Genomic DNA, 13,809 nt, shown 5'->3' on the forward strand with positions numbered 1-13,809 from the left:
GGCGACCACGGCGAGCCCGGCGCCGCCGAGCGCAACAGCACCCGGCGAGTGCGCGAGGACCAGGCCGGCGACGATCGGCACGATCGCCGCGGTGATCGCGGTGACGGGCGCGACGACAGCCATCACGCCGGTGGCGAGCGAGCGGTAGAGCAGCATGACGCCGCCCGCGCCCGCCACGCCGGCGAGCAGTCCCCACCCCAGGTCGAGCGGGCTCGGCGTGCCGGGCACCACGAGGACGAGGACGAGCAGCAGCGGAACGCTGAGGATCTGCGACACGACAGTCACGGCGATCGGGTCGGCGCGCCGGGACGCCTTGCCGCCGGCGAAGTCGGCCGTGCCGAAGGCCAGCGCGGACACGGCGGCGAGGACAATGGGGAGCATCCCGCAGTCGTACCACAATAGTGACCGTGAAGGACAGTGTGATGACCGATACCGGTGGACGGGTCGGCGCGGTGACCTCAGCGGTCGCCCGCCAGGTACGTGACCTGCGAGCAGCACGCGGCTGGTCGTTCGAGGAACTGGCCGGCCGGTCCGGAGTCAGCAAGGGCATGCTGGTGCAGATCGAGGGGGCGCGCACCAACCCGAGCATCGGCACGCTCTGCCGGGTCGCCGACGCGTTCGGCGTCAGCATCGCCCGGCTGCTGGAGCCGGCCGAACAGAGCACGGTGCGGGTCAGCGCGGCCGACGAGGCGCCGGTGCTGTGGCGCGGCCCCAACGGCGGCCTGGCGCGTCTGCTCAGCGGCCTCGGCGAACCCGACCTGGTCGAGCTGTGGGACTGGCGGATGGAACCCGGGGAGGCGTTGCGGTCCCCCGACCACGCCCACGGCACCCGGGAGATCCTGCACGTGCTCGACGGCGTCGCCACTGTCACAGTGGACGGCGTCGACCACGACGTACGCGCCGGCGAGACGGTCGAGTTCCACGCCGACCGGGAGCACGGCTATCGCACGGCCGGTGACGGGCCGGTGCGCCTGATGATGGTGGTGGTCACCCCGTCGGGCGAGTGGGACCGGCGGACCCGCTCACGCGGACCGCGCCCGAGCTGACCCGGGCGCGGTCGCGAACGGCGGTATCAGGCCGACTTCTCCTCGCGGTCCCGCCGGCGTCGGCCGGTGAACTCGCGGGGCACGATCGTCGGGTTGACGTTCTCCAGGACGACCTCGCGGGTGATCAGCACCCGGGCGGCGTCGGGGTTGCTCGGCACCTCGTACATCACGGAGAGGAGCACCTCTTCCATGATCGCCCGCAGGCCGCGGGCGCCGGTGCCGCGGAGCATGGCCTGGTCGGCGATGGCCTCCAGCGCGGGCTGCTCGAACTCCAGCTCGACGCCGTCCAGCTCGAACAGGCGCTGGTACTGCCGGACCAGCGCGTTGCGCGGCTCGGTCAGGATCCGCACCAGGGCGCTGCGGTCGAGGCTGCGCACGTTGGTGATCACCGGAAGCCGGCCGATGAACTCGGGGATGAGCCCGAACTTCAGCATGTCCTCCGGCATGACCTGGCTGAAGATGTCGTCGGTCGACCGCTCGGACACCGACCGGAGCCGGGCGCCGAAGCCGGTGCCGCCGGAGCCGGTGCGGGCCTCGATGATCTGGTCGAGCCCGGCGAACGCGCCACCGCAGATGAACAGCACGTTCGTGGTGTCGATCTGGATGAACTCCTGGTGCGGGTGCTTGCGCCCGCCCTGCGGCGGCACGTTGGCGACGGTGCCTTCGAGCATCTTCAGCAGCGCCTGCTGCACGCCCTCGCCGGAGACGTCACGGGTGATCGACGGGTTCTCCGACTTGCGGGCGATCTTGTCGACCTCGTCGATGTAGATGATGCCCGTCTCGGCGCGCTTGATGTCGTAGTCGGCGGCCTGGATCAGCTTCAGCAGGATGTTCTCGACGTCCTCACCGACGTAGCCCGCCTCGGTGAGCGCGGTGGCGTCGGCGATGGCGAACGGGACGTTGAGCATCCGCGCGAGCGTCTGCGCCAGGTGCGTCTTGCCGCAACCCGTCGGGCCGAGCAGCAGGATGTTGGACTTGGCCAGCTCGACGCCGTCGGTGCCGGAGCCCGGCGCGCCTGCGGCCTCGGCCTGGATCCGCTTGTAGTGGTTGTAGACCGCGACGGCGAGCGCCTTCTTGGCCTGCTCCTGACCGACGACGTAGTTGTCGAGGAACTGGCAGATCTCCATCGGCTTGGGAAGCTCTTCCCACTTCACCTCGCCGGACTCGGCCAGCTCCTCTTCGATGATCTCGTTGCAGAGGTCGATGCACTCGTCGCAGATGTAGACACCAGGGCCTGCGATGAGCTTCTTGACCTGCTTCTGCGACTTGCCGCAGAACGAGCATTTCAGTAGGTCGCCGCCGTCACCGATCCGTGCCACCTACGTTCTCCCTGCACTCGTCGGCCGGAACGCCGGCCCTGACCTGCGAGCGCCGGAGCGCCCGTCCGTCCTGTCGTCCCACCATGCTGTCGGCTCCACCTGATCCGACCGGCGGAGCGGTACAGACCCGACGTTACCCGGTGGCCGGGTTTTCTCCGACCCCCAAAACGGGTGTGTCAGAGGTCGACCGGGAACGATACCCCGACCGACCTCCGACCACACGTTGCTCAGCCCGCGGCGTGCGACGCCAGCAGACCCTTCTTGCGGCTGGTCAGGATCGTGTCGACCAGCCCGTACTCCTTGGACTCCTCGGCCGTCATGATCTTGTCACGGTCGATGTCCTTGCGAACCTGCTCGATCGGGCGGTTGCAGTGCCGGGAGAGCATGTCCTCCAGCTGCGTCCGCATCCGCAGGATCTCCCGCGCCTGGATCTCGATGTCCGAGCCCTGGCCGTAGCCGCCCTCGGTGGCCGGCTGGTGGATGATGATCCGGGAGTTGGGCAGCGCCATCCGCTTACCCGGCGTGCCCGCGGAGAGCAGCACCGCCGCCGCGCTCGCCGCCTGCCCGAGGCAGACGGTCTGGATGTCCGGGCGGACGTACTGCATGGTGTCGTAGATCGCCGTCATGGCGGTGAAGGAGCCACCGGGCGAGTTGATGTACATGATGATGTCGCGGTCCGGGTCGGTGCCCTCCAGCGTCAGCAGCTGGGCCATCACGTCGTTGGCCGACGCGTCGTCCACCTGCACGCCGAGGAAGATGATCCGGTCCTCGAAGAGCTTGTTGTACGGGTTGGACTCCTTCATCCCGTACGACGTGCGCTCGACGAACGACGGCAGAACGTAGCGGTTGTGCACGGCCGCGAACTGGGGCGGCAGGCTCAGGTCGGTCATCGTCAGCTCCTCGGTCAGCTCAGGGTCCCGGCGCCATCCGGAACCTGCGCGGCCCCGATGATCACCTTGTCGATGAAGCCGTAGTCCATGGCCTCCTGGGCGGTGAACCAGCGGTCACGGTCCGAGTCCGCCTCGATCTGCGCCTGGGACTGGCCGGTGTGGAACGCGACCCGCTCCTGGAACATCCGCTTGGTGTAGAGCATCTGCTCGGCCTGGATCGCGATGTCCGACGCGGTGCCGCCGAGGCCACCCGAGGGCTGGTGCATCATGATCCGCGCGTGCGGCAGGGCGTAGCGCTTGCCCTTGGTGCCCGCGCAGAGCAGCAGCTGGCCCATGGAGGCGGCCATGCCCATCGCCACGGTCGAGACGTCGTTGTCGATGTACTGCATGGTGTCGTAGATCGCCATGCCGGAGTAGACCGAGCCACCCGGCGAGTTGATCCAGAGGAAGATGTCGCGGTCCGGGTCCTCCGCCGCGAGCAGCAGGAGCTGCGCGCAGATGCGGTTGGCCACCTGGTCGTTCACCTCACTGCCCAGGAAGATGATCCGTTCCTTGAGCAACCGGTTGTAGACCGAGTCGTCGAGGTTGCCAATGGAGTCGCCACCGCGGGCCTCGTTCACCCGGAGCGACTTCTTGGGGATGTGCATGTCGGTCATGGCAGCCCTTCGCTCTCCGTACCGTCCTACCCGACACTAACCGCTCAGCCGGGAGGCGTACTCCCGGTCGGGGCACTGTTCGCTCTCAGCGCAGTCACCCGCACGGCGTACCCCGGAAAGGGTTTCGGCCGCCTCCCGGCGCGCAGCGCGGGACGGCGGCCGACACCCCCGATGGTCAGTGCTGGTGGTCGTGCTCGGCCTCGTTCTGGGCCCGCAGCGCGTCGAGGGAGACCTCGTTGCCCGCCGAGTCCTTGATCTTGATCTTCTCCATCACCGCGGCGAGCGCCTTGCCCCGGCGGACGTCGCCGAAGACGGCCGCGGCGGCGCCGGAGCGGACCAGCTGGTCGTAGTACTGCTGCGGGGCCATGCCGGCACGCTGCGCCCGGTGCACGATCTCGTGACCGAACTCGTCGTCGGAGACCTGCACGTCCTCGGCGTCGGCCAGGGTGTCCAGCAGGAGCTGGATCTTGACGCCGTCGGTCGCCGCCTCGGTCAGCTCGGTGTCGATCTGCTCCTCGGTCTTCTCCTCCGCCGCGAGGTATTCCTCCAGGGAGGCGCCGATGCGCTCGAGCTGGTCGACCATCGCGGCCTTGCGGCTCTCGACCTCCTCCTTGACGACGCCCTCGGGCGCCGGCACCTCGGCGGCGGCCACCATCTGCTCCAGGGCCTTGTCACGGGCGGCGTAGATCTGCTCGACCTGCTTGCCCCGGGTGACCCGCTCCCGCAGGTCGGCGCGCAGCTCGTCGATGGTGTCGAACTCGCTGGCCATCTGCGCGAAGTCGTCGTTGAGCTCGGGGAGCTCCTTCTCCTTGACCGTGCGGACGGTCACCGCCACGTCGGCGTCACGGCCGGCGTAGTCGCCGCCGACGAGCTGCGTGGTGAAGGTGGTGCTGTCGCCGGCGGCCAGACCGACCAGCGCCTCGTCCAGACCCGGCAGGAGCTGCTTGCTGCCCACCTCGTGCGAGATGTTGCTCGCCGAACCGCCCGGGACCTCCTCGCCGTCAACAGTGGCGTTCAGGTCGATCTGCACGAAGTCGCCCTCCTGGGCGGCCCGCTCGACGGTCTTCAGCGTGGCGAACCGCTCGCGCAGGCTGTTGATCTGCTCGTCGATCTCGCTGTCGGCGATCTGGATCTCGTCGACGGTCACCTCGATGGTGGCCGGGTCCGGCAGGGTGATCTCCGGCCGGACGTCCACCTCGGCGGTGAAATTGAGCGAGTCGCCGTCGTTGAACTCCGTGATGTCGACCTCGGGACGGCCGAGCGTCTTCAGGTCGTGCTCCCGGACCGCGGCGAGGATGTTCTGCGGGATGGCCTCCTGGATCGCCTCGTTGAGGACGGTCCCCCGGCCCACCCGCTGGTCGATCACCGCGCTGGGGACCTTGCCCCGGCGGAAGCCGGGAACCTGGACCTGCTGGCCGATCTCCCGGTACGCCTTCTTGAGGCTCGGCTCGAGCTCGACGAACGGCACCTCGATGGCGAGCCGCACGCGCGTCGGGCTCAGAGTCTCGACGGTGCTCTTCACAGGCGTACTCCTTGACGGATCTGGGTGTTGAGTCTGGGGCGTGATTGCGCGCATCGAGTGTAGGCGAGCCGGCCGACGGCATCGGCAGGGCCCGGGTACCGCGCGGAAAAAACCGGCGGTTCCCGGGACGATCCGGTCGCGAACGACAGTCGGGGTGGCGGGATTTGAACCCACGGCCCCTCGCTCCCAAAGCGAGTGCGCTACCAAGCTGCGCCACACCCCGGTGGCGACGAAGAGTGTATGCCGTCCGGCCCCTCGCGCGGGTGACCGGGGCACGGCGCGCGGTGTGGCGGGTGGCGTCGGGTGGCGTCGGGTGGCGTCGGGTGGCGTCGGGTGGCGTCGGGCGCCAGTTCGGGGAAGTGGCTGGGTCCGGGGGCGCAGGAAGGCGCCACCTCGCCGAAATTGTGTGGATCTTGACGGTCGGCGGCGTGCGCGGGGTACGCGCTGCACGGCGGCGGGGGTGATTCGGTACGCTGTCGGCGCGCCCTGCTGTGGTGGGGCGCTCGCGGGCGTAGCTCAATGGCAGAGCTTCAGTCTTCCAAACTGACGGTGCGGGTTCGATTCCCGTCGCCCGCTCCACGGCCTCCGGCCCCGGTCAGAGGACGCATCCCCCGAGCCTGGGCCGGTCGGCGACTCCCCCGCTCGGGCCAGCCGTGGCCATCACCTGCTCCGGCCGCCTGCGAGGATCCGCCTCACGAACTCAACGGCCGGGCCCCTGGAGCGCCGAAGCCAGCAGTTCGTACGTGGCCTGGTCGAAGGCGACCAGGCGGACGTGCTCGACGTTCGTCGGTGTCGCTCTGATGGTCGAGATCGCGATCTTCGCTGCCTGGTCGGTCGGGAACCCGTACACACCAGTAGCGATGGCGGGGAAGGCGACGCGGCGAGCGGCGATCTCATCGGCAACCTCAAGGCTGCGCCGGTAGCACGACGCCAGGACATCGGCCTCACCGTAGCCGCCGCCTTCCCACACCGGGCCGACGGTGTGAATGACATGGCGTACCGGTGGGTCAAGATCGAACGCCGGCGTGGCGACCGCGTCGCCCGGATCGCACGGTGCCAGGGCAGCACCCGCCTGGGCCAGCCGCGGTCCGGCTGCACGATGAATCGCCCCGTCCACACCGCCGCCACCCAACAGCGACTCATTCGCCGCGGTGACGACGGCATCGACGTCCTCTCGGGTGATGTCACCGAGGACAACTTCGATCACAGGCACGGATCGATGATGCCACCAGAGCACCTCGCTGGCAGATGACCCCCGCCGCTCTCATCGACCGAGGAACCCCACGACGGCGTCGCGCAGATGCCGGTCCGGCTCGCGAGGTTCAAGGTCCGGGCCGGAGAATGTAGCGACGCCGGAGGCCCACCGCACCGCTCGACCCGGTGCTCCGCCGTGGCGCGTCCACCGTCGCCCGGGTGCCTAGTAGTGGTCCTCGATCGGCCGGCGTGCCTCGTCGAACAGCGCCGGCCCGTCGTACCGCACCGGGCGCGGCGCGGGCGTCGCAGGCTTGACCTGCTCGAACTGCTCGGTGGACAGCGCGTACACGACCCGGCCGAGGCCTGATGCGTTGATCGCGACTGTGCACATCGGGCAGGGCTGGCAACTGGTGAACATGGTGGTGGCGACGGCCGCCTCGGGGGCGAGCTGCCGGGCGGCCCAGCGGGCCAGCTTCAGCTCCGGGTGGGCGGTGACGTCCTTGTCGGAGACCACAGTGTTGTGGTCCTCGATCAGGACGGTGCCGTCCGCGCCGACGAGCAGCGACGCGAACGGCCGCTCGCCGGACGCGCCGGCCCGGTCGGCGAGTTCCACGGCGCGGCGCAGGAACGCCTCGTCGTCGGGTGTCATCAGCCCTCCACGTGTTCAGTCTGCGGCGATCTGCTCGACGGATCGGGCGGCCACGGCGAGCAGGGCCGGGTCGCCGCTGCGGGCGTACGCGTCGCTCAGGGTGTCGATGAATTTGATCGCGTGCGCGTCCCCGGTGTCCAGCGCCCGCGCCATGACCTCGTCGAGTTCCGGCCCGGCGGCCGGCGGGAGGGCACGGGCCCCGGCCGGGGCGTAGGCGGCGGTGACGGCGGCGGTCGCCGCCCAGGCTCGGCTGCCACAGCGCCGGCGGCAGGGCCGGCAGCGTACGCAGGACGGCGTTCGGCGCGGTGGCGGCGTGCACGAGCATCACGGGACCGGCGTACCCGTGTGTGCCGTGCCGGACCACGGCGGCGTCGACGACAGCGGCGAGCCGGGCAGGCACGTCGTGCCACGGGTCGCCGGCCAGCTCGCGGTCGAAGAGGTCGAGCCAGTCACCGGCACGTGGTTGGACAGCCACCCGTCGCGCTCGGGACCGGTGTGGCGTACGCGCTCGTACGCCTCGTCGAGTACGGAGTTCAGCACACCGGGAAGCGTCCGGCCTGAAGTGTGGTTCAGGTCAAGCGGCGGCGGATCCGCGCCATGTCCTCCTCGGGGAGCGCGTCGGCGACCAGCAGCCGGGGCAGCAGCTCCGTCTCCAGCGTCGTGGCCCGGAACACCAACGCCACAGTCACGTCGTGGTCCGGCCGGTGCACGACCTCGACCGGGTCTCCGGCGCCGACGCTGCCCGGCGTGACCACCCGCAGGTACGCCCCGGGCCGTACCTCCTCGGTGAACCGCTTGATCCAGCCGCGTTCGCCCAGCCACCCCTGGAACGTGCCGCAGGGGATGCGCGGGCAGGAGACCTCCAGCACCAGGTCCGGCCCGATCCGCCACCGCTCGCCGATCAGCGCGCCGTTGACGTCCAGCCCGGTGGTGGTCAGGTTCTCGCCGAAGCTGCCGTCGGCGAGCGGACGGCCCAGCTCGGCCTCCCAGTGGTCCAGGTCCTCCCGGGCGTACGCGTAGACCGCCTGGTCGGTGCCGCCGTGGTGGGCCACGTCGTAGACCCGGTCACCGGCGAGCCCGACATCGCCGTTGCCCTTGGGGCCGGGCGCGGTGACGGCGACCCGGCCGTCCACGGGCCGCTTGTCGATGCCGGTGGCGCCGATCCCCTTCCACGGGTTCGGTTGCGGTCGGCCCACGTTGACGGAGATCACCCTCATGACGGCGACGGTATGCGGCCGGGCGCCGGACCGGCCAGTCCATTCCCCCGGGCCGGGTGCGCGGCGAGGCGGCGCGGCCTGCGTACGATGCGGGCCGGACATCCTCGTCGGGTGGTGGAGGTAGCCGCGGATGGCAGGCCAGCAGGACGGTTTCGCCCTCGGCGTGGACCTCGGCACCTCGAACACGGTGGCGGTGCTGCGCTGGCCGGACGGGCGGACCCGGCCGGTGCTCGTCGACGGCCACCCGATCCTGCCGTCCGGCGTGTACGCCGACGCGGACGGTCACCTGCACGTCGGGCGGGACGCGCAGCGCCTCGCCCAGGCCGACCCGGCCGGCTACGAGCCGAACCCGAAGCGCCGGGTCGACGAGGAGACGGTGGAGCTGGGCGGGCGGGCGTACCGGCCGGCGGAGCTGCTGGCCGCGACGCTGCGCGCGGTTGCGGACGCAGCGGTGGCGGCGGTCGGGATGCTGCCCCCGGCGGTGGTCACCCACCCGGCGGCCTGGACGCCGGCCCGCCGTCAGGTGCTGCACGACGCGCTGGAACTCGCCGGCTGGCCGGCGGCGGCCGAGCACACGCTGGCCGGGCCGATCGCGCCCGGCACCCGTCTGCTGCGTGAGCCGGTGGCCGCGGCGCGCTACTTCACGCAGGTGCTGCGCCGGCCGGTGCCGGTGGGCGGTGCGGTGGCGGTGTTCGACTTCGGCGGCGGCACGCTCGACGTGGCGGTGCTGCGCAACGAGGGCGCCGATCCGTGGGGAGACTCCGGCTTCCAGCTGGTCGCCACCGGCGGGATCCCCGACCTCGGCGGTCTCGACCTGGACGCGGCCCTGCTCGGGCGGCTCGGCGAGCTGGTCGGCCCGGCCCATCCGGGCGAGTGGGCCCGGCTGACCGACGCGACGACCACCGCCGAGCGGCGGGACCGCCAGCAGTTGTGGGACAACGTGCGCGGCGCGAAGGAGATGCTGTCCCGGGCCATGGTGGCGCCGGTCGCCGTACCGGGGGTCGAGGCGGCGGTGCCGCTGTCCCGGGAGGACTTCGAACGCCTGGCCGCGCCGCTGCTGGCCCGGGCCGTGACGGAGACTCGCGAGGTGACCGCCGCCGCCGGGCTGCGTCCGGAGCAGCTATCCGGTCTGTTCCTGGTCGGCGGGTCGACCCGGGTGCCGCTGGTGGCCCGGCTGCTGCACGCCGAGCTGGGCATCGCGCCGACGGTGCTGGAGCAGCCGGAGATGCCTGTCGCCGAGGGCGCGCTCACCGACCTGCCGCTGCCCCGGCGGTCCGGCCGTCCCGGCGTGCCGGTCCAGGCCGCGCCGGCACCACCCGCGCCGGCCCAGCCCGAATCGACACGGCCCGCGCCGCCCGCGGGCGGGACCGACGCCGGCACGGCGAGCGCCGCCACGGTCCCGGCCGGTGCGACGAGGCCGAACCCGACCGCGCCGCTCGGCGGTCCGGACGCGGCGTCCGCCGGACCGCACGGCACGCTGGTCGCCGACGGCCCCGTCCCGCAGACGGCCGCCACGAGGTACGACGGCACACCGGGCCCGGTTCCGCCACAGCCCACGAGGTACGACGGCATGCCGGCCGCCCACGGTCCGGTTCCGCCGCACCCGGCCGCGGGCTACGGCGTACCCGGACCGTCCGCTCCCCCGCCCGGCGGCTGGCAGCCCGGCGTACCCGGAGCGCCCTTCTCCCCCGCGCCGGGCGGTGTCCGGCCCGGCGGCGGCCGGCCACGGCGCGGCCGGTGGATCGCGCTCGGCGCCGGCCTCGTGGTCGTCGCCGTGGCGGCGTCGGTGCTGCTCTGGGTGTTCCGGGACCGGCACCCGGCGCTGGACTTCCACACCGCGGAGCTGGTGAAGACTGTGTCCGCCGGTGACGCGCGGCCGGACCAGATGTTCACCGCGACGCTCGGGGAACGCGCCTACCTGGCCCGTTCGCTGCCCGACGACCACCTCCACGTGACTGCCGTCGAGGCGGCCACCGGCAAGACGGTCTGGGAGAGGCGGACCGACGCGACAGCGCAGCGGTGGGCGGGGATCCGGGCGCTGCCCGACGGGCTGCTCGTCCTCGGCGATGCCACCGGAAGTGACACCCCCCGCGTGCTCGCGGTGCTCGACGAGGACTCCGGCGACCAGCGCTGGCGGACCGACGTCGGTCGCGACGACACCCTGTACCTCGGGCCCGACACGATCGTCCGGCTGGACCGCGCCGGTGAACGCCTGGTCGGGCTGCGGCTGGACGACGGCCGGCAGCGGTGGGAGCGGCCCAACCCGCGCACCGAGTACGGCGACGCGCGCACGAAGGTGGTACCGGTCGGCACCGGCGCGGCGCTGGACGGGCCCGGCAACGCCGAGGGCTCGCCGCTCGCCCCGTGGGCGGGGAAGGCGGACCGGCTCGTGCAGGTCGGCGCGGACCGGTCGCTCCGGGTCGTCGACATGCGCAGCGGGAAGATCCTCAAGGACCGGGGCAACGTCGCCGGGCTCGACGATCCGGTGGCCGCCCGCGACGACCGGCTGTACGTGGCGGAGAACGAGCGCGGCCTGCGGCTGCTCGCCTACGACCTGGGCGGTCTCGGCACGCCGGGCGTGCTGTACGAGGCGCCGGAACAGGGCGGCCGGGTGAAGGATCTCGTCACCTGCGGGGAGCGCCGCGTGTGCCTGCTGGAGACGCCCGGCAGCGGCGCCGACGACACCCGGGTGGTGGCGGCGACCGAGGGTGAGGGCACCCGGCAGTGGCCGGCGCCGCGCGCCGAGTCGCTGGTGCCGGTCGGTGAGCACGTGCTGGCCGGGCGGGACTCGCCGGACGCGGTGACGCTGTTCGCGCCGGACGGCACGGCGGTGCTGCGTGACCGGGACGGGACGGCGGTCCGGTTGGACGCCGGCAACCTGCTGATCTTCTCCGAGGCGCCGAGCGCGTACGAGGACGACCGGGTCCTCGCCGGGACGGCGGTGGACGGCAAGCCGGTCGAGATGGGGCAGCTCAAGCAGATCCGCAGCGAGTCCTGCTCGTGGAACACCGAGATGCTCGTGTGCGGCGCGGAGAAGGAGTTCCGGTTGTACCGGTTCGCCGGCTGACCGGAACTGAGCTTGACAGCGATCGATGCCTCGGCTGGTGTGAACGGCAGAGAGATCGACGTTCGTCAGGAGGCCCCGTGATCGTCCGACGACGGTGGACCGCACTCGCCACCACCAGCATCCTGATCGCCGCGGCGCTGGCCCATCCCGGGCCGGGCGCCGCCGCACCGCCCTCCCCCGCGATCACGCTCGCCCCCACCGAGACCGCGCTGGTCCGCGTGCGGCTCGCCGACCGGGCGCAGCTCGACCGCCTGGTGGCCGGCGGCGCCGACCTGGCCAACCGTCCCCGCTCGCGCGACGGCGAGTGGACCGCCGACCTGGTCCTCACCGGACGGCAGCTCGCCGACCTCACCCGGCAGGGGGCCACGGCCGTGCAGGTGGTGCAGCGCGCCGACGACGGGGCCCGGCACCTGGCCGAGAGCCGCCGCGCCGCGCGGGAGCGCACCCGCGCCGGGCTGCATACGAGCGGCGCCGCCGCTGTCGACACGCTCCAGTTCCTCCAGGCGTACTGGTGGACCACCGGCGGCCGGACGTTCCTCCAGGCCCAGGTCGCCACCACCGCCACCGACGACCCGGACGTGGAGATCACTGTGAGCTGGCGGACGGCCGACGGTGCCACCGGCTCGTTCCCGCTGTACCGCTTCGAGGACTCGGGCGAGTACCAGTACCACTACGCGCTGCCGCAGCCGGTGCCGAGCCGTCCGGTGCAGCTCACTGCCACCTCCACGCTGGGCGGCACGAGCCGGCCGGTGACGCCGTCGCTCTGGCCGAACGCGACCCCGCCGCCGCAGCCGACCGGCTATCAGAAGGACTTCATCGACGCCTACCTGACGCCCGTCGACATCAAGGCGCGCATCGCCCGGCTCGGCCGCCAGTACCGCGACCTGGTCGACGTGATCGACCTGCCGAACAAGACCCAGGGATACCGCCGGACCGCCGCCGCCTACCTGGGCGACCCGGCGGCCGCCGCCGTGGTGGTGGAGTCGATCCGCTTCGGCGACCAGGGCATGAACGGCGTGCAGGTACGCACCGTCGACCCGGGCCGGCCGAACCGGCCGCTGAACATGCGCTACCGGGACCGGGTGCTGACCATCTCGCTGGCCACCGACGGCGCGGGCAAGGTCACGAGCACCACCGACGACGTCGCCGCCCTGATCAACGCCCCGCGGGGCGCCCGCTTCCGGGCCACTGTGGAGGACGGCTCGGCGGGGCTGCCGATGCCGGTCACCGGGCCGGTACGCCTCGACGACGGCTTGCAGGGCACCGAGGTGCCGTCCCGGCCCTGGACGGTGCAGGCGCTGCGCATCGGCAAGCACCGCGACGGCTCCCGGATCGGCGTGCTGGCGTACTCGCAGGAGCACGCCCGCGAGTGGGCGACCCCGCTCGTCACGCTGGAGTTCGCCGAGCGGCTGCTGGCGAACGCGCGTACCGACGCGGCGACCCGCAAGCTGCTGGAGCAGGTGGACGTGTTCGTCATCCCGACTGTGAACCCGGACGGCGCGAACTACTCGTTCCACGACTACAACTTCCAGCGCAAGAACCTGGTCAACCACTGCACCGGCGCCTCCCGTGACCCGAAGAACCGCACCATGTGGGGCGTCGACGTCAACCGCAACTACACGGTCGGATCCCTGTTCGACGGGTACGTGGGCGCCAGCGCCAACTGCCTGTCCGGCAACTACGCGGGCACGGCGGAGCTGTCCGAGCCGGAGAGCCGCAACGTGATCGACCTGGCCAAGGCCCACCCGAACATCAAGTTCGCGATGAACGTGCACTCGTACGGCGGCTACTTCATGTGGCCGCCCGGGGCGTACAAGGCCGACGGGCGGGTGACGCTGCCGCGCCCGTCGATCGACGAGTCGACGCTGTTCCTGGGCAGCGCCCGGCGCATCGTGGGCGCGATCGCGGCCGAGCGCGGCACCGTCACCTGGCCGTCGCAGACCGGCCCGGTCGCCGACGTGCTCTACTCGGCGGCCGGCAACTCGGCCGACCAGCTCTACTACGAGCTGGGCATCTTCGCCTGGGACTTCGAGGTCGGGAACGACAGGTGGAACGAGACCACCGGTCAGTGGGACGGCGTCGGCTTCCAGCCGCCGTTCGACGAGGCGCACGCCGAGGCGCAGGAGTACGCCGGCGGCCTGGTGGAACTGGTCCGCGTCGCCCGCGACTACGCCGCCGACAACCCGGTCCGGCGCTGACCGCAAGCGGTCCCCGGCCGGTGGAGTCCGGCCGGGGACCGCTTCAGCTCG

At 72.0% G+C, this 13,809-nt stretch carries 13 protein-coding genes and 2 tRNA genes (1 of these 15 running past the window's edge); 4 read left to right on the forward strand and 11 right to left on the reverse strand.

Annotated elements, in window-relative coordinates:
• Positions 1–381, reverse strand: partial view of an EamA family transporter gene (locus MICAU_RS24470; protein ID WP_013288031.1) — the 5' portion only. 453 nt of this gene lie to the left of the window's left edge; 381 of the gene's 834 nt are visible here — the first part of the coding sequence; the start codon lies at positions 379–381; the stop codon falls past the left edge of the window.
• Between the two features lie 41 nt (positions 382–422).
• Here MICAU_RS24470 and MICAU_RS24475 point away from each other — a divergent pair, with 41 nt between their 5' ends.
• Positions 423–1,046: a helix-turn-helix domain-containing protein gene (locus tag MICAU_RS24475; RefSeq protein ID WP_013288032.1), complete on the forward strand. Its 624-nt coding sequence runs from the start codon at positions 423–425 to the stop codon at positions 1,044–1,046.
• 26 nt (positions 1,047–1,072) lie between these two features.
• Here MICAU_RS24475 and clpX read toward each other — a convergent pair whose 3' ends face one another.
• From clpX to MICAU_RS24500, 5 genes are all read right to left on the reverse strand, one after another.
• Complete coding sequence (gene clpX / locus MICAU_RS24480) at positions 1,073–2,365, reverse strand: ATP-dependent Clp protease ATP-binding subunit ClpX (protein ID WP_013288033.1); 1,293 nt, start codon at positions 2,363–2,365, stop codon at positions 1,073–1,075.
• Positions 2,366–2,592: 227 nt separating this feature from the next.
• Positions 2,593–3,255 (reverse strand): ATP-dependent Clp protease proteolytic subunit, encoded by a 663-nt coding sequence (locus MICAU_RS24485; protein ID WP_013288034.1) that lies wholly within the window; start codon positions 3,253–3,255, stop codon positions 2,593–2,595.
• Between the two features lie 14 nt (positions 3,256–3,269).
• Positions 3,270–3,911 (reverse strand): ATP-dependent Clp protease proteolytic subunit, encoded by a 642-nt coding sequence (locus tag MICAU_RS24490; RefSeq protein WP_013288035.1) that lies wholly within the window; start codon positions 3,909–3,911, stop codon positions 3,270–3,272.
• A gap of 175 nt (positions 3,912–4,086) precedes the next feature.
• Positions 4,087–5,433, reverse strand: a complete 1,347-nt coding sequence (gene tig, locus MICAU_RS24495; RefSeq protein WP_013288036.1) for a trigger factor — start codon at positions 5,431–5,433, stop codon at positions 4,087–4,089.
• 149 nt (positions 5,434–5,582) lie between these two features.
• Positions 5,583–5,656: transfer RNA gene (locus MICAU_RS24500), tRNA-Pro, on the reverse strand.
• 282 nt (positions 5,657–5,938) lie between these two features.
• Between MICAU_RS24500 and MICAU_RS24505 the strand changes: the two genes are divergently transcribed.
• Positions 5,939–6,012: transfer RNA gene (locus MICAU_RS24505), tRNA-Gly, on the forward strand.
• A gap of 121 nt (positions 6,013–6,133) precedes the next feature.
• Here the strand turns inward: MICAU_RS24505 and MICAU_RS24510 are convergent.
• From MICAU_RS24510 to MICAU_RS24530, 5 genes are all read right to left on the reverse strand, one after another.
• On the reverse strand, positions 6,134–6,646 hold the full coding sequence (locus MICAU_RS24510; RefSeq protein WP_085985947.1) for an O-acetyl-ADP-ribose deacetylase: 513 nt from the start codon (positions 6,644–6,646) through the stop codon (positions 6,134–6,136).
• Between the two features lie 204 nt (positions 6,647–6,850).
• The gene (locus tag MICAU_RS24515; protein ID WP_013288038.1) at positions 6,851–7,276 is read right to left on the reverse strand and encodes a nucleoside deaminase; all 426 of its coding nucleotides are present in this window, start codon (positions 7,274–7,276) and stop codon (positions 6,851–6,853) included.
• 15 nt (positions 7,277–7,291) lie between these two features.
• Positions 7,292–7,429 (reverse strand): hypothetical protein, encoded by a 138-nt coding sequence (locus tag MICAU_RS33245; protein ID WP_013288039.1) that lies wholly within the window; start codon positions 7,427–7,429, stop codon positions 7,292–7,294.
• Positions 7,430–7,600: 171 nt separating this feature from the next.
• Positions 7,601–7,816, reverse strand: coding sequence for a hypothetical protein (locus MICAU_RS32765; RefSeq protein WP_041799095.1), 216 nt, complete (start codon positions 7,814–7,816; stop codon positions 7,601–7,603).
• 29 nt (positions 7,817–7,845) lie between these two features.
• Positions 7,846–8,493 (reverse strand): MOSC domain-containing protein, encoded by a 648-nt coding sequence (locus MICAU_RS24530; protein ID WP_013288040.1) that lies wholly within the window; start codon positions 8,491–8,493, stop codon positions 7,846–7,848.
• Positions 8,494–8,623: 130 nt separating this feature from the next.
• Between MICAU_RS24530 and MICAU_RS24535 the strand changes: the two genes are divergently transcribed.
• Positions 8,624–11,560: an Hsp70 family protein gene (locus tag MICAU_RS24535; protein ID WP_013288041.1), complete on the forward strand. Its 2,937-nt coding sequence runs from the start codon at positions 8,624–8,626 to the stop codon at positions 11,558–11,560.
• A 77-nt stretch (positions 11,561–11,637) separates the two neighbouring features.
• Positions 11,638–13,758 carry a M14 family zinc carboxypeptidase gene (locus tag MICAU_RS24540; protein WP_013288042.1) on the forward strand — a complete coding sequence of 707 codons (2,121 nt, stop codon included), beginning with the start codon at positions 11,638–11,640 and terminating at the stop codon, positions 13,756–13,758.
• Positions 13,759–13,809 lie beyond the last annotated feature (51 nt).

Origin of the sequence: Micromonospora aurantiaca ATCC 27029 (assembly GCF_000145235.1) — a bacterium.
Classification (GTDB): domain Bacteria; phylum Actinomycetota; class Actinomycetes; order Mycobacteriales; family Micromonosporaceae; genus Micromonospora; species Micromonospora aurantiaca.

What these genes read in the sequence shown, in the direction of transcription:
- MICAU_RS24475 (WP_013288032.1), top strand. Translation starts at nt 423, where the DNA reads ATGACCGATACCGGTGGACGGGTCGGCGCGGTGACCTCAGCGGTCGCC.
- MICAU_RS24535 (WP_013288041.1), top strand. Translation starts at nt 8,624, where the DNA reads ATGGCAGGCCAGCAGGACGGTTTCGCCCTCGGCGTGGACCTCGGCACC.
- MICAU_RS24485 (WP_013288034.1), bottom strand. Translation starts at nt 3,255, where the DNA reads ATGACCGACCTGAGCCTGCCGCCCCAGTTCGCGGCCGTGCACAACCGC.
- MICAU_RS33245 (WP_013288039.1), bottom strand. Translation starts at nt 7,429, where the DNA reads ATGGCGCGGGCGCTGGACACCGGGGACGCGCACGCGATCAAATTCATC.
- MICAU_RS24530 (WP_013288040.1), bottom strand. Translation starts at nt 8,493, where the DNA reads ATGAGGGTGATCTCCGTCAACGTGGGCCGACCGCAACCGAACCCGTGG.
- MICAU_RS24490 (WP_013288035.1), bottom strand. Translation starts at nt 3,911, where the DNA reads ATGACCGACATGCACATCCCCAAGAAGTCGCTCCGGGTGAACGAGGCC.
- MICAU_RS24515 (WP_013288038.1), bottom strand. Translation starts at nt 7,276, where the DNA reads ATGACACCCGACGACGAGGCGTTCCTGCGCCGCGCCGTGGAACTCGCC.